The following is a 21,473-nucleotide window of genomic DNA, read 5'->3' on the forward strand; positions in this document are numbered from 1 at the left end:
TCCGCCGCTACATCATCTGGCGGAACAAGCACGCCGCCGACGAACGCCTACGCGCAGTCGTCGCCAGGGCCAACGTTGCCTGATGCGGCACTAGCCGTCCAGCTCCTCCAGCCGGCCCGCGTCCCGCTGCTGCTGCGGCGGCAGACCGAGCGCCGAGGCCAGGCCGTCCGGCCCGCTGCCCGCCTTGCGGTAGACCGCCGCCAACCGACGGTTGACCAGCCCGAGCGGCACCCCGAGCTCGTCGGCGATCCGCTGCGGCGGCACGCCCTGCACGGCCCGCTTGGCGACCTCCCACTCGGCGCTGCTGAGCGTCTCCAGGGTGTCCCGGAAGTCGCGCAGCCCCAGCCGGTTGGGCCGCAGGCCGTAGTTGGCCAGCTCCCGCCGGGCCCGGTCGACCAGCCCCTCCGCGGAACAGTGCTGGGCCAGTTCGATGCCCTGGTACAGGTACTCCTGGGCGTCCTCCAGCCGCCCGACCCGGCGCAGCGCGGCACCGAGGTCGACCAGGGCGACGGCGTGCTCGTATCCGGCCGGGGACTGCCCGAGGTACGCCACGGCGTCCTCCAGCAGTTCGACCGCCGCCTGGCCGTCCTCGATCCGGGCCTGCAGGCGCAGCGCGCTGCCGATCGCCGAGGCGGTGCCGAAGTTGCGTGCGTCCCGGACCGCCCGCTGGGCGTAGTCGCGGGCACGCTCGGGCTCGTCGTCCGCGATCGCGATGGCGAGGTGGCCGGCCCAGGGCGCCCAGACGGTGTTGTGCCAGCCGCGGACCTCCAGTTGGGCGCCCGCCTCGGTGAGCGCGGCGGCCGCGCCCGCGTACTTCTCCTTGGCGACCAGCAGCTTGCCGTACAGCGAGGCCGCGTCCGGCAGCACCATGGCCGTCGCGTGGTACGGCGGGTGGAAGCCGAACTCGTTGGCCAGTTTCCAGGCCTCGTCGACCCGGCCGCGGGCGATCAGGGTGTCGACGAGCACGCCGATCGCGTCCCACGCCAGCGGCAGCTTCTCCCCGATCCGCTCGGAGATGCGGTACGCCCGGCGCAGGAAGTCCTCGGCCTCGGCGAGCAGGCCGCGGCGGAACCGGGCCAGGCCCATCAGGAAGTAGGCGAAGCCCCGGTGGGCACCGCTCCACCCGGCGATCTCGAACTGGATGATGGCGTCCGCGGCCAGCCGTTCGGCCTGGGCGATGCGGTCGTTGTAGATGTACGTCAGGCCGAGCATCGAGGGCAGTTCGAAGCCCCAGGTGGTGTCGGTCCAGCCGAGGCCCTTGGGCAGTCGGCCGCCGTCGAGGACCTCGTCGGCGAGCGCGAGCGCATCGGCGGAGGCGGCGCCGCGCAGGGTGAGGTCCCAGGCGCGCATGGCGAGCACGGCCCGGTCGGCCGCCTCCCGCCCGCTCAGGCCCCGGCACATCTCACCGAGCCGGGCGGAGCGGCCCGGGCCGTCCTCCTCGGACTTGCGGAAGGCGTGCCACATGAACGAGGCGGCCTGGAGCCGCTGGCGCCCGGCCGGTTCGGTGGTCCTCAGGGCTTCTTCCTGGCAGACCAGGGCCGCCTGGCCCAGTTCACCGGCGTGGGCGAGCACCTCGGAGAGCCGGAAGGTGGCGTCCACGCGCAGGGCGGGGCGCAGCGGCACCTCGTCGGGGTCGAGGGCCAGCTTGAGCTGGTTGACGGTGGCGACGGGGTCGGTGAGCAGCGCGGAGCACCCGAGTTCGTAGAGCACCTCGGCCTTGATCTCGTCGGCGGGCGGCTCGTTGAGCGCGCGGTGCAGACAGCGCTGGGCCGCCTCGGGGGCGCCGATCAGCTGGTGTTCGACGGCGGCGCGGCGCAGCTTCTTGACGATCCGGTCGTCGCCCTCGCCGGAGTGGGTCTCGACCAGGTGGCGGGAGGCGGCGAGCAGGCCGAGTCCGGCGTTCTCGATCTCGGCGGCGGCGATGCCGTGCATGCCGAGGCGGGTGGCGTCCGGCATGGTGTTGTAGATGGAGCTGGCGATCAGCGGGTGGACGAACTCCAGGTTCCCGTTGGGGCTCTGGGTCAGCACGCGCTGCTTGCGCAGCTGCTTGATGGAGTCGCGGGCGCCCTCGGTGCTCTGGGTGGAGATCCGGGTGGCGAGGTCGACCCGGATGTCGGTGCCCAGCATCGCGCAGGCCCAGGCGAAGCGCAGGGTGCTGGCGCCGAGCCGGTCCAGCCAGCTCTTGAGGGTCATCCCGGCGGCGTCGACGGCGAGTTCGCGCAGCTGCCGGGAGTTCTCCTCGACCGGTTCGAGTTCCTGCTCGCGCACCTGGTCGAGCAGGGCGTTGGCCTCGAACGGGTTGCCGTTGACGACGTTCCAGAACTCGTAGCAGAAGGCGTCCTCGGCCCTGTCGCCGAGCTCGGCGCGGATCATGTCGGTGACGGAGCTGAGGGTGAGCCGGTTGAGCTCGTGCTTGCGACCCTTGAGGAGGAGGACGTCCCGCCGGAAGTCCTGGGTCTCGATGGGCCAGTCGTTCTCGTCCTCCCGGAAGGCGAAGACGAGCAGAACGGGAAGTTCACTCGATCGGATGGCGAACTTGGTCAGCCAGGAGAGTGACTCGCCGTCCGCCCAGTGCAGGTCGTCGACGATCATCACCATCGGCGCGCGGCGCGGCGCGAGCTGGGTGAGGACGTAGTCGAGGCCGTCGCGCACGCCCTGCGGGTCGAGGCGGCGGGCGCCGGCCTTGGGCTGCTTGAGGCCCATGGCCGGTCCCACGACCTCCTCCCAGGTGCCCATGACCTGGCTGAACACCTCGGGCTTCAGGTCGGTGAGCACGGGCTGGAGCAGCTGGCGCAGGACGTGGTACGGCTCCTTGAACTGCCGTTCACCGCCTCGGGCGAACAGCACGGTGGCACCGTCGCGGAGCTTGGCGAGCCGCCTGACCTCGTGCAGCAGACTGGTCTTGCCGATGCCGGGGCGGCCCGAGAAGGTGAGCAGGTCGCCGATCTCGGTGCCGCCGGCGGCGAAGCCACGGCAGAGCCGGTCGACAGCGGCCTCCACCGAGCGCAGTTCGGCGTCGCGGTCGCGCAACCGGACCCGGGGCGCGATGCCGTCGCCGTCGTGGGCGGAACCACCGCCCGCCCGAAGTGCGTTCTCCTGCTCGGTCACCGTCGTGCCTCCGCCTCGCCCGCTGCGTCACAGCTCCATCACTGCGTGGAGCCGAGGTTAGCGCCGTGCGGACCTCCCCGTGGGGCATTCGTGCAGGCTGGGGCGGACGGTGAGGGTTTGGGGGCCCTGTCAAGGGCAATTGCCCTACATCCCTAACATCCCATCATTGCATCAGATACCCTACGGCCTTCGAGGCGCGGATGATCTTGCGAAGCCCACCCTCACCGTCCGCGCCCCGTCGCGCCAACTCCCCCCACCATCACCGCTCCAACAACAAGCGCCCCCACCCTTCGCTGCACCGGGAGTCCGATGTCTGACGACACCTCACTTCAGATTCCGTTCCCGCACCGCCGCAGTCCGCACGGCATCCACGCCACCGCACTGCACAGGGACTGGCTGATCCGCCACCCGCTGCTGCCCGACGCCGACCATCCCGGCTACGCGCACTGGGAGGTGGTGGACCTCGCCGCACTCGGCTATCCGGACGCCGGCCCGGACGAACTCGCCCTGGCCGCCGACCTGATGGGCTTCTACTTCCTCTTCGACGACCAGTTCGACGGCCCGCTCGGCCGCCGTCCCGCCGAGGTGGCCCCGATCTGCGAACGGCTGATCGCCGTCCTGCACGGCGCCCGCGCCGACCAGGGCTCCGCGGTCGAGACCGCCTTCGCCGATCTGTGGAACCGCAGCATGCGGGGCATGCCGGCCCGCTGGCAGGCCCGCGCCGCCTACAACTGGGAGTACTACCTGGCCAGCCACCCGGCCGAGGCGGCCGGCCGGATCTCCACCCGGCCGCCGGACCGCGCCGGCTACCTGGAGCTCCGCCGGGGCACCGCGGCGATGGAGACCATCTTCGACATGGTCGAACGCCTGGGCCAGTTCGAGGTCCCGGCCGCCGTCCTGCACCACCCCGTGCTGCGTCAGCTCCGCCAGCTGGCCGCCGACATACCGTCGCTCAGCAACGACGTGCACTCCTACCCGCTGGAGGCGCCGCGCGGGGACGTGAACAACCTGGTCATGATCGTCCAGCGGGAACGGCGCTGCTCGGCCGAGGAGGCCTGCGCGGCGGTCATCGCCGAGGCCCAGCTGATGGTCGACCGCTGCGCCGAACTGCACGCCCGGCTGCCCGACGTCCACCGCGAGTTGGGCCTCTCCCGGATCGAACGCACGATCGCCCAGCGGTACGCGGACGGGCTGCTCACCTGGCTGGCCGGCTACCTCAGCTGGGAGGCCCGCACCGGCCGGTACCACGCGGTCTGACCGGCGTGCGCCCCGGACCGCCCGACGGGCGTGCGGTGGCGCGACCCGAGAGCGCCGCCCCGGCCGTACGGCGGCGCACGGCGGCACGCCGCGGGGACGGTCCGGCCGACGCACGGCGGCTTACGGAGGCACGCCGGGGACAGCCCCACCGACGCGCGACGGCGCGCGGCTGCGGGTCGCGGGGGTGCGTCCGAAACGCGCGCCCCCGCAGTGATCCGTTTCGGGACGCCCGCGGAGATCGGGATCGGGCCCCGGGCTCCCGCGGAGATCGGGATCGGGCCCCGGGCTCCCGCGGAGATCGGGATCACGCCAGGGGTCCCGCGGAGATCCGGTCCGGGACGTCCGGCGGACCAGGCCCCCGCGAACGACCGGAAGACACACCCTCCGTACCGGACACGCGTACGGACCGTAGCCGCGCCGGGCGCCCGGCGGTTATCGTGCTCGGCGGCGGGCGCCCCGGCGGGGCGCCGGTCCGATTGCGTGTCCGACCCCTCCCGCCGGACCGCCCCCGAACGGGCGGTCCGGCGTGCCGCCCGTGGCCAGAGCCGTGCCCGGCGGCGCCCGACGCAGCGAGGAGACAGCGAACATGACGGTCTACCAGCCCCCCGGCACGCCCGGCAGCATCGTCGCCTACCGCTCCCGGTACGAGCACTGGATCGGCGGCGAATGGACGCCTCCGGTGCGCGGCGAGTACTTCGGCAACCCGACCCCGGTCACCGGCGAGGTGTTCACCGAGGTCGCCCGGGGCACCGCCGAGGACATCGAGGCCGCGCTGGACGCGGCCCACGCCGCGGCCCCGGCCTGGGGCCGCACCTCCGCCGCCGAGCGCGCGCAGGTCCTGCTGCGGATCGCGGACCGGATGGAGACCAACCTGGAGCAGCTGGCCGTCGCGGAGAGCTGGGAGAACGGCAAGCCGGTGCGCGAGACGCTGGCCGCCGACCTCCCGCTCGCGGTCGACCACCTGCGCTACTTCGCCGGTGCGCTGCGGGCCCAGGAGGGCAGCCTCTCCCAGCTGGACGAGGACACCGTGGCGTACCACTTCCACGAGCCGTTGGGCGTGGTCGGCCAGATCATCCCGTGGAACTTCCCGATCCTGATGGCGGTCTGGAAGCTCGCCCCGGCGCTCGCCGCCGGCAACGCGGTGGTGCTCAAGCCCGCCGAGCAGACCCCGGCCTCGGTGCTGCTGCTCGCCGAGCTGACCGCCGACCTGGTGCCGCCCGGCGTGGTCAACATCGTCACCGGCTTCGGTGAGGAGGCCGGCGCCCCGCTGGCCGCCAGCCCCCGGATCCGCAAGATCGCCTTCACCGGCGAGACCGGCACCGGCCGGCTGATCGCCCGTTCGGCCGCCGAGAACCTGATCCCGGCCACGCTGGAACTCGGCGGCAAGAGCCCCAACGTGTTCTTCGCGGACGTCGCCGCCGACGACGACGCCTTCTACGACAAGGCCGTCGAGGGCTTCGCGATGTTCGCCCTCAACCAGGGCGAGGTCTGCACCTGCCCCAGCCGCGCCCTGATCGAGACCCCGGTCTACGAGCGGCTGCTCGGCGACGGCCTGGCGCGGGTGCGGGCGATGCGCCAGGGCAACCCGCTGGACACCGAGACCCAGGTCGGCGCCCAGGTCAGCGTCGAGCAGCTGAAGAAGATCCTCTCCTACTTCGAGATCGGCCAGGACGAGGGCGCCAGGATCCTGGTGGGCGGCGAGCGGGCCGACCTCGGCGGCGCGCTCGCCGGCGGGTACTACGTCACGCCGACGGTCTTCGAGGGCGACAACTCGATGCGGGTCTTCCAGGAGGAGATCTTCGGACCGGTCGTCTCGGTCACCCGCTTCGACGGCTTCGACCAGGCCGTCGCGCTCGCCAACGACACCCAGTACGGGCTCGGCGCGGGCGTGTGGACCCGCAGCATCAACACCGCCCACCGGGCCGGGCGCGCCATCCAGGCGGGCCGGGTCTGGACGAACTGCTACCACGCCTACCCGGCCCACGCGGCCTTCGGCGGCTACAAGAACTCCGGCATCGGGCGGGAGACCCACAAGGCGCTGCTGGAGCACTACCAGCAGACCAAGAACCTGCTGGTCAGCTACTCCCCCGACGCGGTCGGCTTCTTCTAGACACGCGGTCGGCTTCTTCTAGACCCGACGAGCCAGGGAGGCCGGGAAAGCGGAGCGGGAGGCCCGTCGGGGCCTCCCGCTCCCTCGCCACTCCCCGTGGCGGGCTCCGGGGCGAATCGCCTGTTCCGGGGATCAAAGCACATGAATGCGGCCAATTCACCGACGCGCCGCCGACATGCCCGGACGGCCCGCGCGAAAGCCGTAAACAGGACTCCCCGCCCCTCACCCCCATCAGGGAGTCCCGCGTGACCATCGCCCCCACGAAACTCAGCGACCCCGCCGTCCGCGCCTTCGTCACCGCGGTCAACGCGGGCGACCGCGAGGCCTTCTTCGCGCTGCTGGCCCCGGACGCGACCATGGCCGACGACGGCTCCGAGCGCGACCTGGCGGACTGGGTCGACCGGGAGATCTTCGGCCCGAACGGCCGGATGGCCGTCCAGACCGAGTCGAGCGGAGGCCACGCGCTGGTCGCCGAGTTCACCAACGAGACCTGGGGCACCATGCGCACCGCCTGGCGCTTCACCGTCGACGGCGGGAAGATCCACCGCTTCGAGACCGGCCAGGCCTGAGGCTACCGGTCCAGCCCCAGGCACCCCCGCACCGCGCGGATCAGGTTCCGCGAGCGGATGTCCCCGGTGACGCCCGGCTGCATGCCGTTGGTGACGTAGCCGAAGCCCAGCCCCAGGTCGGGGTCGGCGAAGCCGAGCGAACCGCCCCGACCCGGGTGGCCGAAGCTCGCCGGGGAGGCCATCGGCGCGGTCGGGCCGTGCCGCCAGAAGCCCAGGCCGAAGGTGGAGTTGACGATCAGCACCCGGTCCGGCCCGCTCACCGCCGGCTCGACCGCGCGTGCCAGCACCTCGGGGCCGAGCAGCGGCGGCAGCAGCGCGCCGGAGCCGTCCGGGCGGTCGGCCGCGCCGATCAGTGCCGCGTAGAACCGGGCGAGTGACCGGGCGGTGCCGATGCCGCCGGCGCCGGGGATCTCGGCGGCCTGCACCGCCGGGTCGTTGAGGTCCACGCCGGGGCGCACCGAGGCGAAGGAGCGGGCGGTCAGCGAGGCCGGGTCCTGGTAGGCGTCCCGGACGGACTGCTTGGGTCGCAGCCGCAGCCCGCTCGGACCGGTCCGGGCCGCGTCCGGCGCCGGGAGGTCGACGAGTCTGCCGACCCTGGGCGCGGCGCCGGCCGGCAGCCCGATCCACAGGTCCAGCCCGAGCGGCCGGGCGACCTCCTCGGCGAAGAACTGGCCCACCGTCCGGCCGCTGACCCGGCGCACCACCTCGCCGACCAGCCAGCCGAAGGTGTACGGGTGGTAGCCGTGCGCGGTGCCGGGTTCCCAGGCGGGCGCCTGCGCGGCGACGGCGGCGGCCGCGCGTTCCCAGGTGAGCACGTCCTCCAGCCGCAGCGGCACGTCCAGCGCGGGCACTCCGGCCTGGTGCGAGAGCAGCCAGCCCACCGGTATCCGGCCCTTGCCGGCCGCCGCGAACTCCGGCCAGTACGAGGCCGCCGGGGCGTCCAGGTCGAGCAGGCCGCGTTCGGCCAGGAGCAGCGCGGTGGTCGCGGTCAGGCCCTTGGTGACCGAGCGCAGCACCTGCGCGGTGTCCGCCGTCCACGGCACCGCGGGCGCCGGCCGGCCGCCGACCTCGGGGCGGGCGTCACCGCCCCACAGGTCGACCACCTTGCGGCCGCGCACATACAGCGCGAAGGCCGCACCGAGCTCGCCGTAGTCGGCGAAGTTCCGCACGAAGGCCGCCCGTACGGGCTCGAACCCCTCGGCCGTCTCGCCCCAGATCTCCACCACCGCGTGCCGCCCTCGACCAGTTCCGTTGCTTCTCGTGCCACTCGTGTTCGCTTTCGATCTCCTTCGATCGAATCCGTTCGAACCGAGCCCCGAAACCCTAACCTGTCCCTCATGACCAACCCTGCCGAGGAACTGCTGGACATCGTCGACGAGCACGACCGCGTGATCGGGACCGCCCTGCGCGGCGAGGTGTACCGGCGCGGGCTCACCCACCGCTGCGTCTTCATCCTGGTCCGCGACCCGGCCGGGCGGATCTTCGTCCACCGCCGCACCGACACCAAGCTCTTCGCCCCCGGCGCGTACGACATGTTCGTCGGCGGCGTGGTCGGCTCCGGCGAGACCTACGCCGAGGCCGCCGTCCGCGAGGCCGAGGAGGAGCTCGGCGTGCACGGCATCGCCCCGCGCCCCCTGTTCAAGTTCCTCTTCGAGCAGGACCGGCTCTCCTGGTGGTGCGACATGTACGAGGCCGAGTGGGACGGCCCGGTCTCCCCCCAGGAGTCCGAGGTCGCCTGGCACACCTGGCTCACCCCCGCCGAACTCGCCGACCGCCTCACCCGCGACTCCTTCGTCGCCGACGGGCGCGAGGCCTACCGCCGCTACCTGGACCTCCGGTCCGCGTAGCGCCGCCACGACCTCGGCGTTCGGGGCCGGTGCGCGGGCCGGAGGGCAGTGGGCCCCTGTCTCCACCGCAGGGCCCTCGACGAACTAGGGTGGCGCGCATGGCCTCCCGTACGCCGTCACCGACGGCCGATCGCGCAGCACGGACCTCCGCCTCCGCCCGGGCGGCGGGCGAGCGGCCGCGTCGGCGGCTGAGCGTGGACGAGCGGCGGGAGCAGCTGATCGCCGTGGCACTGGAACTGTTCAGCCGACGGCCGCCGGAGGAAGTGTCGATCGACGACATCGCCGCCGCCGCGGGGGCCTCCCGGCCCCTGGTGTACCACTACTTCCCCGGCAAGCAGGCGCTGTACGAGGAGTCGCTGCGGCGGGCCGGGCAGGAGCTGTCGGCCCGGTTCGAGGAGCCCATGGACGGGCCGCTGTCGGAGCGGCTCTACCGGGTGATGGGCCGCTACCTGGACTTCGTGCAGAGCCACGGGCCGGGCTTCGCCGCGCTGCTGCGCGGCGGCTCGGTGGCGGCCAGCGCGGGCACCTCGGCGGTGATCGACGACGTGCGCAGGGCCGCGCAGGAGCAGATCCTGGCCCACCTGGCGCTCCCCGAGCCGAGCGCCGGACTGCGGCTGACCGTCCGGGCCTGGATCGCCAACGCCGAGATCACCTCGCTGGAGTGGCTGGTCGAGCGCTCGGTGCCGCTGGAGGAGCTCCAGCTGCACCTGGTGCAGGAGTTCGTCGCCTCGCTCACCCTCACCGCCGCCCGCGAACCGGCCCTCGCCGCCGAACTGGCCTCCTTCTTCGCCGACGAACGCCCGGACGGCCCGACCGGGCGCCTCGTGCGGGACCTCGCGGGGCTGTTCGCCGTGCCGGGGATCGTCGAGGCGGTCACCGCGCTCGCCGCCGGCACCCCCGAGGACGGGTCCGCGCAGGCCACCGGCACCACCACCGAGTGATCATCGGGTCATCCTGCGGTTCGGTCCGGACGGCGGGCTCTGATAGGAATGAGCCGGGATCTGACGACCCGCCGCCGCGGCGGGCCCGGTCCCACCCGAACCACCGACGGCAGACGGAGCAGAGCGGGGGGCTCACCAGGTGACCCAGGACGTGCAGTTCAGCGTGGAGGCCAATCCCTTCGCGGCGGCGGAGCAGGTCTGCGCGACCCTCGGCACTCTCACCGACGCCCTCTTCGACGAGCGCACCTCGCGCCACCCGGCGGCCTCGCTGAGCGCCCCGCGGGCGGCCGAACACCCCGCCGCCGAAACGCTGTTCGGCCTGCCCCTGGCCCCCAACGGCCCGGTGCACACCGCCCTCGACCGGCTCGGCACGGTGACCACCGCCGGCACCGCCCGGCCGGGCACCGGCGCACGGCTCACCGACCGGGTGGTCACCGCGCTCCAGGCCCGGTACGGCGGCGGCGCGGTGCGCGGTGCCATCGCCGACCGGGGCACCACCTCGGCCGCGCTGTTCCAGCTCCCGGTCACCGGCGAGTTCGCCGACGCCAAGCTGCGCCCACCGTTCGCCCCCGCGCTGGCCGCGCTGGCGGCCGGGCAGCAGACCCGGCAACCGGTCGAACTGCCCACCGGCGCGGGCGCCGAGGTCCGGCTGGTCGTGCCGCCCGGCTTCCACGCGCTGACCTCCCCGGGCGGCCCGCCCGGCGTCTCCGCCCGTGCGGTGCCCCCGCTGTCGGCACTGCCCGACGGCACGCACCGGACGGGCGACACGGACCGGACGGGCGGTACGGACCCGGCCACCGTGGCGGCCGCCGACGAACTGGCCCGGCACCTGGCGGAGGTCGCCGAGGAACTGTTCAGCGCCACCGGCCCGGAGCCGCGGCGCGACTTCGCGGTGATCTCCGCCACTCTGGCCGACCTGATCCGCGACGCGGGCGTCGTCTACGCCGGCGTCTGCGCCCTGGAGCTGGACGACCGCACCTCGGACGCCGCCCTCGTCGTCTCGCTCGCCCGGCACCCGCTGCCGATCACCGCGCTCGCCACCGAACTGGCCACCGTCCGGCGGCACGCCGAGGTGTGGACCGTCCTGCTGCCGGCCGGTCCGGCCGCCGTCCTGGTCGAGGGCCGGACCGCCCCGGTGCCCGGCCCGCTGGCCGCCGACGGGCAGCGGCGCTGGGTGGTCACCTCGGCCGTCCAGGCCTTCGTGCCGCTGCCGGACGGCGGGACGGTGCTGTGCGCCCAGCTGTCCACGGCGCGGCCGGAGGACTGGGAGCTGTACACGGAGGCGTTCGCGGAGCTGCTGAAGAGCGTCCAGTTCGGCTGGGACGGCGTGCCGGCCGCGATGAGCGGCGTTCCGGTCCAGGCTCCCGCTCCGGTCCGGACGCCCGCCCCTGCTCCGGCTCAGGTTCCGGCTCAAGCCCCCGCTGCCGCTGCCGTCGCTGCCGCCGCCGTGGCCGCCGAGAAGGAGGCGGAGGAGAAGCCGGTGCACCTGCGCGGCACACCGGTACGGGTGCCTCCCGCGGACTTCAACCCCTTCGCGCCCGTCGCGGAGGTCCCCTCCTCCGATGGGGAGGACACGGCGCCGGATGTCGAGGACCGCCCGAAGGGCACGCCGGTGATGGTCCCGCCAGCTGACTTCAACCCCTTCTCCATGGAGGGCATCCCGGACGCGCCGGGCGACGCGCCCGCGGCCCGGCCCGCCGGCGCCGCTCCGGTCGCCGACCCGTTCGGGACCACGGTCACGGCCGAGCAGAAGGCCGATCCGTTCGGCACCACCCTCCCCTCGCAGGGCCCCGCCGTCCCGCCGCCGCCCTCGACCCCGCCCGTCGTCCCGGCCCAGGCCCCGCCCGTCGCAGTGAAAGCGGCGGCACAGGGATCGGAGCAGCCCGGGGACGCGGAGGAGGCAGGTCCGCGCAAGGGCACGCCGGTGATGGTCCCGCCGCCGGACTTCAACCCCTTCTCCATGGAGGGCATCCCGGCCCTGCCGACGGACGAACCGAAGCCGGTAGCCGCGGCCGGCGCCGAGCCGGAGAACCGCCCGTTCGGCTGAGCCGGAGGCGCGGCGAGCCGCCGCGCGGTGACACGGCGAACGGATGACGGCCGACAGTCGACAGATTTCAGATTTCAGCGAACGAAATCTGAAATCTGTTACCTGTCGGCTGTCATCCGTTACCCGCTTCCGGCCCCTCTCCCCCGGCGCCAACTCCCCTGCCGCGAGCGCCGTCGGAGGTCGGCCGCGATCCGCTCCGCCGCCAACCGCCGCACACCGCCCACGGGTTCACCCACGCTCCGGGCGTACCTGCTCCGCCCCGGCCGGACCGGCTTCGGCGCTCAGCCCGCCCGCCGGGCCACGTGCACCACGTCCGGCACCCCCCGGGCGACCGGGACCTCGTGCGTCACCACGTCCGAGAACCCCACCGCCCGCAGCGCGTCCTCGAAGGCCCGCGAAGGCTGCGCACTCCACACGGCCAGCACCCCGCCGGGCCGCAACCGGTGCCACAGCACCGTCAGCCCGTCCGCGCCGTACAGCCCGTCGTTGGACTCGGTGACGGTCCAGTCCGGCCCGTTGTCGATGTCGAGGCACAGCGCGTCGTAGCGCTCGCCGTCCGCCGCCGCGAGGTACTCCAGCAGGTCGGTGTGGAGAACCTCGACCCGCTCGTCGTCCAGTGCACCGCCCGAGAAGGCGCCGAGCGGGCCGGTCCGGTGCCAGTCGATGATCGCGGACTCCCGCTCCACGATGGCGATCCGCCCCCAGCGCGGCTCGGCCGCCGCGTACGCCAGCGAGAATCCGACCCCGAGGCCCCCGATCAGCACCGACGGCCGCTCGACCGGGCCACCGGCCGTACGGTCCAGCTCGTCCAGCGCCGTCTGGATCAGCAGCCGCTCCGAGCGCCCGTCGGCGGTGTCCATCAGGAAGCAGCCGTTGGCGATGATCTCGAAGTCCCGACCGCGTTGCCGGAGCACCACCTCACCGTACGGGCCCTCCCGCCGGTCGAGCGTGACGACGGCCTCGCGGCCGTCGCGTTCGGGCAGTGCTGTGGTCATCCGTCCTCCTTGGCGGACTCGGTGAACTCGGGTGAACTCGGGTGAACTCGGCCGCACCACCGCCCTGGTACCGGCGGGCCGGGTGGGCTTGCGCCCGACAATAGCCGAGTCCGCACCCGGGTCCGTCAGGTCGTGATCAGCACCCCCGCGTACGAGACTCCCGCGACGACCACCCAGGATCCGAGCCCGAGCAGTGCGATCCGCCCGCCGGTGCGGGCCATGGTCGGCAGGTGCACCGCACTGCCGAGACCGAACAACGCGGCGGCCAGCAGCAGTTCCTGGGCGTCCGAGGCCAGGCCGAGCGCCCGCTCGGGCAGCACCCCGGTGGTCCGCAGGACGATCATCGCGAGGAAGCCCGCCACGAACAGCGGCACGATCGGCGGGCGGTTGTCGGTCTTCACCGACTTCTCGCCCGTCTTCCCGCCCACCTCGCCCTCCGCCGGAGCCCCCGCCACCGACGTCACCGCCGCCGAAGCCCCGGTCGAAACCCCCGCCGCGACCTTCACCGAAGCCACCCGCGCCACCCGCGCCGCCCGCAGGTTCCGCCGCACCATGACGGCCACCCCCGCGACCAGCGGCGCCAGCAGCACCACGCGCATCAGCTTGACCAGCACCGCCTCCCGCAGCGCCCCGGCCCCGCTGGTCTGCGCGGTGGCGACCACCTGCCCGACGTCGTGCACGCTCGCCCCGACCCAGCGCCCGAACTCCAGCTCGTCGAGCCCGAGCGGATGCTGGAGCAGCGGGAGCACGGCGATCGCCAGCGTCCCGCACAGGGTGACCAGCGCCACCGAGGCCGCGACGTCCTCCTCCTCGCTGCCCGCCGCCTGGCTGACCGCGCCGATCGCCGAGGCCCCGCAGATCGAGTACCCGGTGGCGACCAGCAGCGGCTGGTCGCCGGGCAGGCCGAGCCGCCGGCCCAGCCAGAGCGTGCCCGCGAAGGTGGCCGCGACCACGGCCAGCACCATGGCCACGGTGGCCCAGCCGAGGCCGAGCACGTCGTCCAGGCTGAGCTTGAGCCCGAGCAGCACGATCCCGAGCCGCATCAGCCGCTTCCCGGCCGTGGACAGCCCCGGCCGGGCGATCCCGCGGACCACCGGGCGCACCCCGGGCAGGTGGGCCGCCACCATGCCGAGCACGACGGCGGCGGTGAGCTTGGGCACGGCCGGCACCAGCGCGTGGACGCCCAGCGCGGCGGCCACCCCGAGGGCGGCGAGCAGCAGCCCGGGGGCGTCCCCGCGCATCGGGGGCAACGAGCGGGTACGGGCGGCACGGTGCCGGAGGGTCAGTGCCACGCCGGGATCACTGCTGCCCGTCGGCGGGCATCCGGTAGACCCGCCGGATGCTGGTGCCGAGCCGGGAGACGTCCGCACCGTAGACGTGGATGGAGATCGCCGTGCTGCTACAGGAGTTGCGCACCAGGTGGATGTCGCCGGGCGGGGCGAAGGCGGCGACGGTACCGGCCGGGCCGGCCACGTGCTCGGTCTCGACCAGCCGGGCGGTGGGGCCGCCGGAGACCAGCCGGTAGCGGGTCTCGCTCTCCTGCCCCTGGTGGACGCCGGCCACGCACCAGGAGACGTGGTCGTGGATCGGGGTCTGCTGCCCGGGCAGCCAGACCAGGGCGACGACGGAGAAGCTGCCGTCCTCCTCGGCGTGCAGGACGTGCTGGCGGTAGCGCTGCGGGTCGCCCTCGCGGTGGGCGGGGGCGAGCAGCGCGTCGGGACCGTCCGGGTCGGCGTGCAGGTGCGGGGCGAGTCGCTCGCCGACCAGGTAGGCGGTGAGCTCCGGCGGGAGTCCGCGGTCCACGACGGCGCGGATCTCACTGATCAGCGCGGTCATCCGCTCGGTGAGTCGGCCGCTGCCGACCGTGGCTGAGGGAGTCATCCCAGCAGGTTCGACCCTGGCGACCTATCACGTCCAAGGAGGGTTTGTAAGGAACCTACCCACCAACGCTTATATGTCAGCAGGCAGCCGCTCGCCCGTTACCTGCTGCCGCCTCCTGCTGCCGCTCGCCGCCGGGAGTCGTCATCCGGGTCGGCGCTCAGCACCCGACCCGACTCGCCGCCGCCTGCCGCAGGTGGTCCAGCACCAGCCCGGTGGCCGGGATCCGGCGGTGCTCGCGCAGCACGTACGCGCTCACCTGCCGCCGCAGGTGCGGTTCGACGGCCCGCCCGGTGACCTTGCGGTGGCACATGAAGGAGAGCACCAGCGCCGGCATCAGCGCGATCCCGACCCCGGCGGCGACGAGCGACTGCACCGCGAGGTTGTCGTCGGTGGAGAACACGATGTCCGGCGCGAACCCCTCCTCCGCGCAGACGTGCAGCAGGTTGGCCCGGCAGCGCGGACAGCCGGCGATCCAGCGTTCGCCGCCGAGGTCGGCCAGCCGTACGGCGTGCCGGCGGCCGAGCGGGTGCCCGACCGGCAGCAGCACCGTGAGCAGGTCCTCCATCAGCGGGATCTCGTCCACGCCCTCCGGCACCTCGGTGGCCACACCGGGGTATCGGAAGGCCAGCGCGATGTCGCACTCCCCGCGCAGCAGCCGCTGGACGGAGTCCGGCGGCTCGGCCTCCAGCAGTTCGACCCGCACGCCGGGGTGCTCGGCCAGCAGCCGGGCCATCGCCTCGGGTATCAGGGTGGCGTTGGCGCTGGGGAAGGCGCAGACCCGCACCCGTCCGGCGCGCAGCCGGGCGAGGGCGGCGAGCTGCTGCTGGGCGGCGGACATGCTGTCGAGGATCAGCTCGGCGTGCCGGGAGAGCGCCTCGCCGGCCTCGGTGAGCCGCAGTCCGCGCCCGGCCCGGGTGAAGAGCGGAACGCCGACGGTGCGTTCGAGCGCCTTCATCTGCTGGGTGATGGCGGGCTGGGTGTAGCCGAGCTCGCGGGCGGCGGCCGAGTAGGAACCGGCCCGGACGACCTCGTGGAACGTCCTGATGTGCCGCGAATCGAACACCGGCTCCATGACCCCTCCCGCCCATCCGTTCTCGACAGCCCCGCCCCGGCCCCGCCCGGACCGTGCTCGGACCGCGCCCGGGCCTCGCCCGGACGCCCGAGAATCATAAGAGGAATTTGGAGGTATCGACCCCAACCCCACCCGTACCTATGGTTCAGCCCCGAACCAGGCTTCTCACTGCTGCGCCGACGGCGGCAGCCCCATCGCCACCTCGGCCTTGACCACCGGTGCCCCGCCGCGCACGCCCGGGCTTCGCCGGCTGCGCCGTTCCACGAAGCGGGCGAGCCAGGAGAGCAGCAGACACATGCCGATGTAGATCGGTGCGATCACCATCACCACCGGGATGAACGGCAGGTCGTAGTCCAGGTTGGTGGCGATCAGCTTGCCCGCGTGCAGGAACTCCTCGTAGGTGATCAGGAAGCCCAGCGAGGTGTCCTTGAGCGCGACCACCAGCTGGCTGATGATGGCCGGCAGCATCGCCCGGTTGGCCTGCGGCACCAGGACGTACGACATCACCTGGGTCTTGCGCATGCCCAGTGCGTACGCCGCCTCCCGCTGGCCCTTGGGCACGGCGAGCACGCCGGCCCGGAACACCTCGGCCAGCACCGAGCCGTTGTAGAGCACCAGCCCGGTCACCAGCGCCCAGAGCGGCTGCACCTTGAGCGCGACGAAGACGAAGAAGATCATCACCAGCACCGGCATGGCCCGGAAGAACTCCACCACCAGCGTGGAGAGCCAGCGCACCACCCGGTGGTCGGAGAGCCGCCCGGCCGCGAACAGCGCGCCGAAGGGCAGCGCGAACAGCACCGTCCAGCCGAAGGCCTTGAGGGTGTTTCCGAGCCCGCGCAGCAGCAGTTCCTGCACGCCCCGGTACTCGAACGGCTGCCACTTGGCGTACGTGAACTGGTGGGTGTGGAACAGCATGTAGATCACCCAGCCGATCAGCGCCGCGATCAGCAGCAGCGCGATCCCGCCGTACAGCCGGTGCCGGGCGAGCGCCTTCGGGCCGGGGATGTCGTACAGCGCCGAGGATTCAACGGTCATCGGGACACCGCCACTCGTCGTTCCAGCAGGTTGAAGACGGCGCTGATGGCCAGGGTGATGATCAGGTATCCGACGGCGATCCAGACGAAGGTCCAGACGATGCTGTAGCCCAGCTCGTTGATGGTCCGGTAGGTGCCCAGCAGCTCGGTGACGCTGAACGAGCCGGCGATCGCCGTGTTCTTGGCCAGCGCGATCATCACACTGCCGAGCGGCGCCACCACCGAGCGGTACGCCTGCGGCAGCACCACCAGGCTCATCGTCTGCCCGAAGCTCATGCCCAGGCTGCGGGCCGCCTCGCCCTGCCCGGTCGGCACCGTGTTGATGCCCGAGCGCATCGACTCGCAGACGAAGGCCGAGGTGTAGCAGCCCAGCGCGAGCACCGCGAAGGTGTAGAAGGGCAGGGTGATGTTGAACCGGGGCAGGCCCAGCACCACGATGAAGAACAGCAGCGTCAGCGGCGTGTTGCGCAGCAAGGTCACCCACACCGTCCCGAACACCCGCAGCGGCTTGACCGGCGAGACCCGGAAGCCCGCGATCAGCACGCCCAGCACCAGCGACAGCACGGCACTCACCGCGAACAGCGAGAGAGTGCCGAGGAACCCCTCCCAGTAGGTCGACCAGTTGTCGATCAGCGTTTTCACGGCGCGGCCCTCTCAGTACCGGTCGATCTGCGGCGGGGTGGGCGCCGGCTCCCCGGAGAGGCCGAGGGTCGCCTCGAAGGCCCTCTGCCAGTCGCCGTTCTGGATGTGGTGCTCCAGCGCGTCGTTGATCGCGCCGCGCAGCACGGTGTCCTCCTTCGGCACCCCGATCCCGTACGGCTCGGTCGAGAACAGCGGGCCGACCACCTTGAGCTCGTCCGGCACCTTGGCCGCGTACCCGAGCAGGATCGCGTTGTCCGTGGTCACCGCGTCGACCTGGTTGGTGATCAGGTTGTCCACGCAGGCCGAATAGGTGTCGTAGCCGATCAGCTCTGCCTTCGGGTACTTCGACTGGATCCGCTGGTACGGCGTCGATCCGGCCGCCGAGCAGACCTTCTTGCCGTCCAGGTCCTCCGGGCCGTGGATGGTGTCGTTGTTCTTGCGCACCAGCAGCGACTGCCCGGCGATGAAGTACGGGCCGGCGAAGCCGACCAGCTTCTTCCGGTTGTCGTTGATGGTGTAGGTGCCGACGTAGTAGTCCACCTGGCCGTTCTGCAGGGCGGTCTCGCGGTTGGCCGAGGCGATGGTCTTGAACTGGATCCGGTCCGGCGGGAAGCCCAGCGAGGCGCCGACCATCTTGGCGATCTCGATGTCGAAGCCGGAGTACTCGCCGGTGGCCGGGTTCTTCTGGCCCAGGTACGGCTGGTCCTCCTTGGCGCCGACCACCAGGTGGCCCCGGCTGCGGGCGGCGTCCAGGGTCGGCGAGCCGGTGATCGCGGAGGCGTCCTGCACCTGGTAGCTGGGCAGGGCGCTGGGCTGCGGGCCCTTGGGCGGCGGGGTCCCGGGCTTGCCGCAGCCGGCCGCCAGCGCGGCGAGCAGCAGGGCGACGGCGAGCAAGCGCCGGCCCGCCCGTGCGGCGGGCCGCACCCCGGGCCGCGCGACCGGCCTCCCCGCGGGTCGAGCCCCGGGCGTCGTCTCACGGTTCACGGCGCCGCCTCAGTGCTTCAGGATCTTGGACAGGAAGTCCCGGGCGCGATCGCTCTCAGGGGCGCTGAAGAAGTCCTCCGGGGCGCGGTCCTCGACGATCCGGCCGTCGGCCATGAACACCACCCGGTTCGCGGAGGCCCGGGCGAAGCCCATCTCGTGGGTGACCACGATCATCGTCATGCCCTCGCTCGCGAGCTGGCGCATGACGTCCAGCACCTCGTTGATCATCTCGGGGTCGAGCGCCGAGGTGGGCTCGTCGAACAGCAGGGCCTTCGGGTCCATGGCCAGCGCGCGGGCGATCGCGACCCGCTGCTGCTGCCCTCCGGAGAGCTGCGCCGGGTACTTGGCGGCCTGGTCGGCGAGGCCCACCCGCTCCAGCAGCGCGCGGGACTTGGCGTCCGCCTCGGCCCTGGGCCGGCCGCGGACCTTGATCTGCGCGAGCGAGACGTTCTGCAGCACGGTCTTGTGCGCGAACAGGTTGAAGGACTGGAACACCATGCCGACCTCGGCGCGCAGCCTGGCCAGGCCCTTGCCCTCCTCGGGCAGCGGGCGGCCGTCGATCAGGATGGTGCCGTCCTCGATCGGCTCCAGCCGGTTGATCGCCCGGCAGAGGGTCGACTTGCCGGAGCCGGACGGGCCGATGACCACGACCACCTCGCCGCGGCCGACCGTCAGCTCGATGTCCTGCAGGACGTGCAGGTCCCCGAAGTGCTTGTTGACCCCGCGCATCTCGATCAGCGGGGTGAAGGCCGAGGCGCCGGCCGGCGCCGGCCCGGGGGCTGCGGTCACCTGTTGCGCCGTCCCTTCAGCAGCCAGCCCAGCGCGACGCCCGCGATGAGCGTGGCCAGCAGCGCGATCCAGAGCGGCGCGGTGACGGTGAAGACCCAGAACTGGATCTGGACCCTGTCGAGGTTGGCGAACAGGAACCACACGGCGAGGACGACGATGACGCCGATCCCGATGTAGCGCGTGGGGATGCCGCCGATCTCACCGCGCGGGGAACGGGATGGTCCGTCTGAAATCTTGGTCACCGGAGCAGTCTGCGGGCCGGGCGGCCGATTTGCCCGGTTACGCGCTCTTCCGGGCCAGGGAGTAACCCGTACGGGGCAATCAGGCCCCGTACGGGTTTGAGTCCGCCCCGGTCCGCTCCGGTCCAGTCCGGCCCGACTCCGGTCCGGCCGCCGGCCGGACCGGAACCCGCTACCGCTCGTCCCGCCAGGACCGCCAGAGCGCCGCGTACGGACCGCCCGCCGCGACCAGCTCCGGGTGGCTGCCGTACTCGCTGATCCGCCCGCCCTCGACCACCGCGATCACGTCCGCGTCGTGCGCGGTGTGCAGCCGGTGGGCGATGGCGATGACCGTCCGCCCCTCCAGCACCCGGGAGAGCGAGCGCTCCAGGTGACGGGCGGCCCGCGGGTCCAGCAGGGAGGTGGCCTCGTCCAGCACCAGGGTGTGCGGATCGGCCAGCACCAGCCGGGCCAGCGCCAGCTGCTGGGCCTGCGGCGGGGTCAGTGAGGTGCCGCCGGAGCCGACCTCGGTGTCCAGGGCGTCCGGCAGGGCGTCCACCCAGGCCCCGGCGTCCACGGCGTCCAGCGCGGCCCGCAGCTCGGTGTCGTCCGCCCCGGGCGCGGCCAGCCGCAGGTTGTCCCGCAGGGTGCCGACGAAGACGTGGTGCTCCTGGTTCACCAGGGCGACCTCCGCGCGCACCCGCTCGGCCGGCATCCGCGCCAGCGCCGCCCCGCCGAGGGTCACGCTGCCGCGGCCGGGGGCGTAGATCCCGGCCAGCAGCCGGCCGAGGGTGGACTTGCCCGCGCCGGACGGCCCGACCAGCGCGACCCGGCTGCCCGGGGGGACGTCCAGGCTGATCCCGTGCAGGACGTCGGCGCCCTCGCGGTACCCGAACCGGACGTCCTTCGCCTCGACCCGACGGCCGTCCGGCAGGACGGACTCGTCCCCCTCGTGCTCGGGCACCTCGCGCACGCCGACCAGCCGGGCCAGCGAGGCCTGGCCGATCTGGAGCTCGTCGTACCAGCGCAGGATCATGTCCACCGGGCCGGTCAGCATCTGCGCGTAGAGCACGCCGGTGGTCAACTGGCCCACGGTGATCCAGCCTTGGACGGTGAACAGCCCGCCGAACAGCATGGTGGCGAGCACCGCCAAGGTGTAGACCGCGTCGATGGTCGGGAACCAGACCGAGCGCAGCCACAGGGTGTACCGCTCCCAGGCCAGCCACTCGCGCAGCTTGCGGTCGGTCAGCCGGACCCGCTGGTCCCCCAGCCGCAGCGCCTCCACCGTCCGCCCGGCGTCCACCGTCTCGGCCAGCACGTTGCTCACCGCCGCGTACCCGGCCGACTCGCTGCGGTAGGACTGCGGCGCGCGCCGGAAGTACCAGCGGGAGCTGACCAGCAGCAGCGGAAGCCCGATCAGCGAGGTCAGCGCGAGCAGTGGCGAGGTGACCAGCAGCGCGCCGAGCACCAGCAGCAACGACACCACGGCGACGGCGAGTTCGGGCACCGCCTCGCGCACCGACTTGTCCAGCCGGTCGATGTCGGTGGTGCCCCGGGAGACCAGGTCCCCGGTACCGGCCCGCTCCAGCACCCCGGTCGGCAGGGCCACCGAGCGGACCAGGAAGTCCTCGCGCAGGTCGGCCAGCACCCGCTCGCCGAGCACCGCGCCGCGCATCCGCGACCAGCCGGTGAACGCCGCCTGCACCACGAGTGCCAGCAGGTACCAGGCGACCGCCACCGCGATGGTGGACCCGACGGTCCCGGTGGCCAGCGACTCGACCAGGCGCCCGAGCACCCAGGGCCCGACCAGCCCGGCCACGGTGGCCACGGAGTGCAGCGACACCACCGCGGAGAACCCGGCGCGGTGCCGCCGCGCGAGCAGCAGCAGGTATCCGCGCACCGCGGCCGGGGAGCCGACCGGCAGGGTGGCGGCCGGCTCCTGTTCCTCCTGGAACGGAGGCTTCATGACGTGCTCCTCG

At 73.1% G+C, this 21,473-nt stretch carries 18 protein-coding genes and 1 pseudogene; 7 read left to right on the forward strand and 12 right to left on the reverse strand.

All coding sequences use genetic code 11. The features are described 5' to 3' along the window. Nucleotides 1-83: pseudogene (locus ACZ6EM_RS24325) on the forward strand (transposase); the annotation flags it as partial. 7 nt (nt 84-90) lie between these two features. Here ACZ6EM_RS24325 and ACZ6EM_RS24330 read toward each other — a convergent pair. Next, nucleotides 91-3,108, reverse strand: a complete 3,018-nt coding sequence (locus tag ACZ6EM_RS24330) for an ATP-binding protein (RefSeq protein WP_465773222.1) — start codon at nt 3,106-3,108, stop codon at nt 91-93. Between the two features lie 309 nt (nt 3,109-3,417). Between ACZ6EM_RS24330 and ACZ6EM_RS24335 the strand changes: the two genes are divergently transcribed. From ACZ6EM_RS24335 to ACZ6EM_RS24345, 3 genes are all read left to right on the forward strand, one after another. Next, on the forward strand, nt 3,418-4,365 hold the full coding sequence (locus tag ACZ6EM_RS24335) for a terpene synthase family protein (protein ID WP_401050100.1): 948 nt from the start codon (nt 3,418-3,420) through the stop codon (nt 4,363-4,365). A 586-nt stretch (nt 4,366-4,951) separates the two neighbouring features. After that, on the forward strand, nt 4,952-6,475 hold the full coding sequence (exaC, locus tag ACZ6EM_RS24340; RefSeq protein WP_452177907.1) for an acetaldehyde dehydrogenase ExaC: 1,524 nt from the start codon (nt 4,952-4,954) through the stop codon (nt 6,473-6,475). A 245-nt stretch (nt 6,476-6,720) separates the two neighbouring features. Next, the gene (locus tag ACZ6EM_RS24345; protein WP_359911682.1) at nt 6,721-7,044 is read left to right on the forward strand and encodes a nuclear transport factor 2 family protein; all 324 of its coding nucleotides are present in this window, start codon (nt 6,721-6,723) and stop codon (nt 7,042-7,044) included. 2 nt (nt 7,045-7,046) lie between these two features. Here ACZ6EM_RS24345 and ACZ6EM_RS24350 read toward each other — a convergent pair whose 3' ends face one another. Next, nucleotides 7,047-8,270 carry a serine hydrolase domain-containing protein gene (locus ACZ6EM_RS24350; RefSeq protein ID WP_465773223.1) on the reverse strand — a complete coding sequence of 408 codons (1,224 nt, stop codon included), beginning with the start codon at nt 8,268-8,270 and terminating at the stop codon, nt 7,047-7,049. A 111-nt stretch (nt 8,271-8,381) separates the two neighbouring features. Here ACZ6EM_RS24350 and ACZ6EM_RS24355 point away from each other — a divergent pair, with 111 nt between their 5' ends. The 3 genes from ACZ6EM_RS24355 (at nt 8,382) to ACZ6EM_RS24365 (ending at nt 11,879) form a co-directional block, all read left to right on the forward strand. Next, complete coding sequence (locus ACZ6EM_RS24355) at nt 8,382-8,891, forward strand: NUDIX hydrolase (RefSeq protein WP_401050111.1); 510 nt, start codon at nt 8,382-8,384, stop codon at nt 8,889-8,891. A 98-nt stretch (nt 8,892-8,989) separates the two neighbouring features. Next, on the forward strand, nt 8,990-9,832 hold the full coding sequence (locus ACZ6EM_RS24360; protein WP_401050112.1) for a TetR/AcrR family transcriptional regulator: 843 nt from the start codon (nt 8,990-8,992) through the stop codon (nt 9,830-9,832). Nucleotides 9,833-9,971: 139 nt separating this feature from the next. Beyond that, nucleotides 9,972-11,879 carry a hypothetical protein gene (locus tag ACZ6EM_RS24365; RefSeq protein WP_465773224.1) on the forward strand — a complete coding sequence of 636 codons (1,908 nt, stop codon included), beginning with the start codon at nt 9,972-9,974 and terminating at the stop codon, nt 11,877-11,879. A gap of 281 nt (nt 11,880-12,160) precedes the next feature. Here the strand turns inward: ACZ6EM_RS24365 and ACZ6EM_RS24370 are convergent, their stop codons facing one another. The 10 genes from ACZ6EM_RS24370 to ACZ6EM_RS24415 form a co-directional block, all read right to left on the reverse strand. After that, nucleotides 12,161-12,874 (reverse strand): spermidine synthase family protein, encoded by a 714-nt coding sequence (locus tag ACZ6EM_RS24370; RefSeq protein ID WP_401046566.1) that lies wholly within the window; start codon nt 12,872-12,874, stop codon nt 12,161-12,163. A 125-nt stretch (nt 12,875-12,999) separates the two neighbouring features. Beyond that, entirely contained in the window at nt 13,000-14,115 is a 1,116-nt protein-coding gene (locus ACZ6EM_RS24375; RefSeq protein ID WP_465773263.1) for a YeiH family protein, read from the reverse strand. A gap of 58 nt (nt 14,116-14,173) precedes the next feature. Beyond that, nucleotides 14,174-14,755 carry a cysteine dioxygenase family protein gene (locus ACZ6EM_RS24380; RefSeq protein WP_401046564.1) on the reverse strand — a complete coding sequence of 194 codons (582 nt, stop codon included), beginning with the start codon at nt 14,753-14,755 and terminating at the stop codon, nt 14,174-14,176. A gap of 157 nt (nt 14,756-14,912) precedes the next feature. Then, nucleotides 14,913-15,818, reverse strand: coding sequence for a LysR family transcriptional regulator (locus ACZ6EM_RS24385; RefSeq protein WP_359911662.1), 906 nt, complete (start codon nt 15,816-15,818; stop codon nt 14,913-14,915). 174 nt (nt 15,819-15,992) lie between these two features. Continuing rightward, nucleotides 15,993-16,862, reverse strand: a complete 870-nt coding sequence (locus tag ACZ6EM_RS24390) for an amino acid ABC transporter permease (RefSeq protein WP_401046561.1) — start codon at nt 16,860-16,862, stop codon at nt 15,993-15,995. After that, a complete protein-coding gene (locus ACZ6EM_RS24395) occupies nt 16,859-17,503 on the reverse strand; it encodes an amino acid ABC transporter permease (protein WP_359911656.1) in 645 nt (214 codons plus the stop codon). Before ACZ6EM_RS24395 ends, ACZ6EM_RS24390 begins: the two co-directional genes overlap by 4 nt. Before the next feature lie 12 nt (nt 17,504-17,515). Beyond that, nucleotides 17,516-18,397 carry a glutamate ABC transporter substrate-binding protein gene (locus ACZ6EM_RS24400; RefSeq protein WP_359911653.1) on the reverse strand — a complete coding sequence of 294 codons (882 nt, stop codon included), beginning with the start codon at nt 18,395-18,397 and terminating at the stop codon, nt 17,516-17,518. A gap of 99 nt (nt 18,398-18,496) precedes the next feature. Continuing rightward, nucleotides 18,497-19,225 carry an amino acid ABC transporter ATP-binding protein gene (locus ACZ6EM_RS24405; RefSeq protein ID WP_452177909.1) on the reverse strand — a complete coding sequence of 243 codons (729 nt, stop codon included), beginning with the start codon at nt 19,223-19,225 and terminating at the stop codon, nt 18,497-18,499. Nucleotides 19,226-19,272: 47 nt separating this feature from the next. After that, nucleotides 19,273-19,518: a LapA family protein gene (locus ACZ6EM_RS24410; protein WP_359911650.1), complete on the reverse strand. Its 246-nt coding sequence runs from the start codon at nt 19,516-19,518 to the stop codon at nt 19,273-19,275. Nucleotides 19,519-19,687: 169 nt separating this feature from the next. Beyond that, nucleotides 19,688-21,460 carry an ABC transporter ATP-binding protein gene (locus ACZ6EM_RS24415; protein ID WP_359901573.1) on the reverse strand — a complete coding sequence of 591 codons (1,773 nt, stop codon included), beginning with the start codon at nt 21,458-21,460 and terminating at the stop codon, nt 19,688-19,690. Between the last annotated feature and the right edge of the window lie 13 nt (nt 21,461-21,473).

The organism is Kitasatospora sp. NPDC041917, assembly GCF_055589745.1.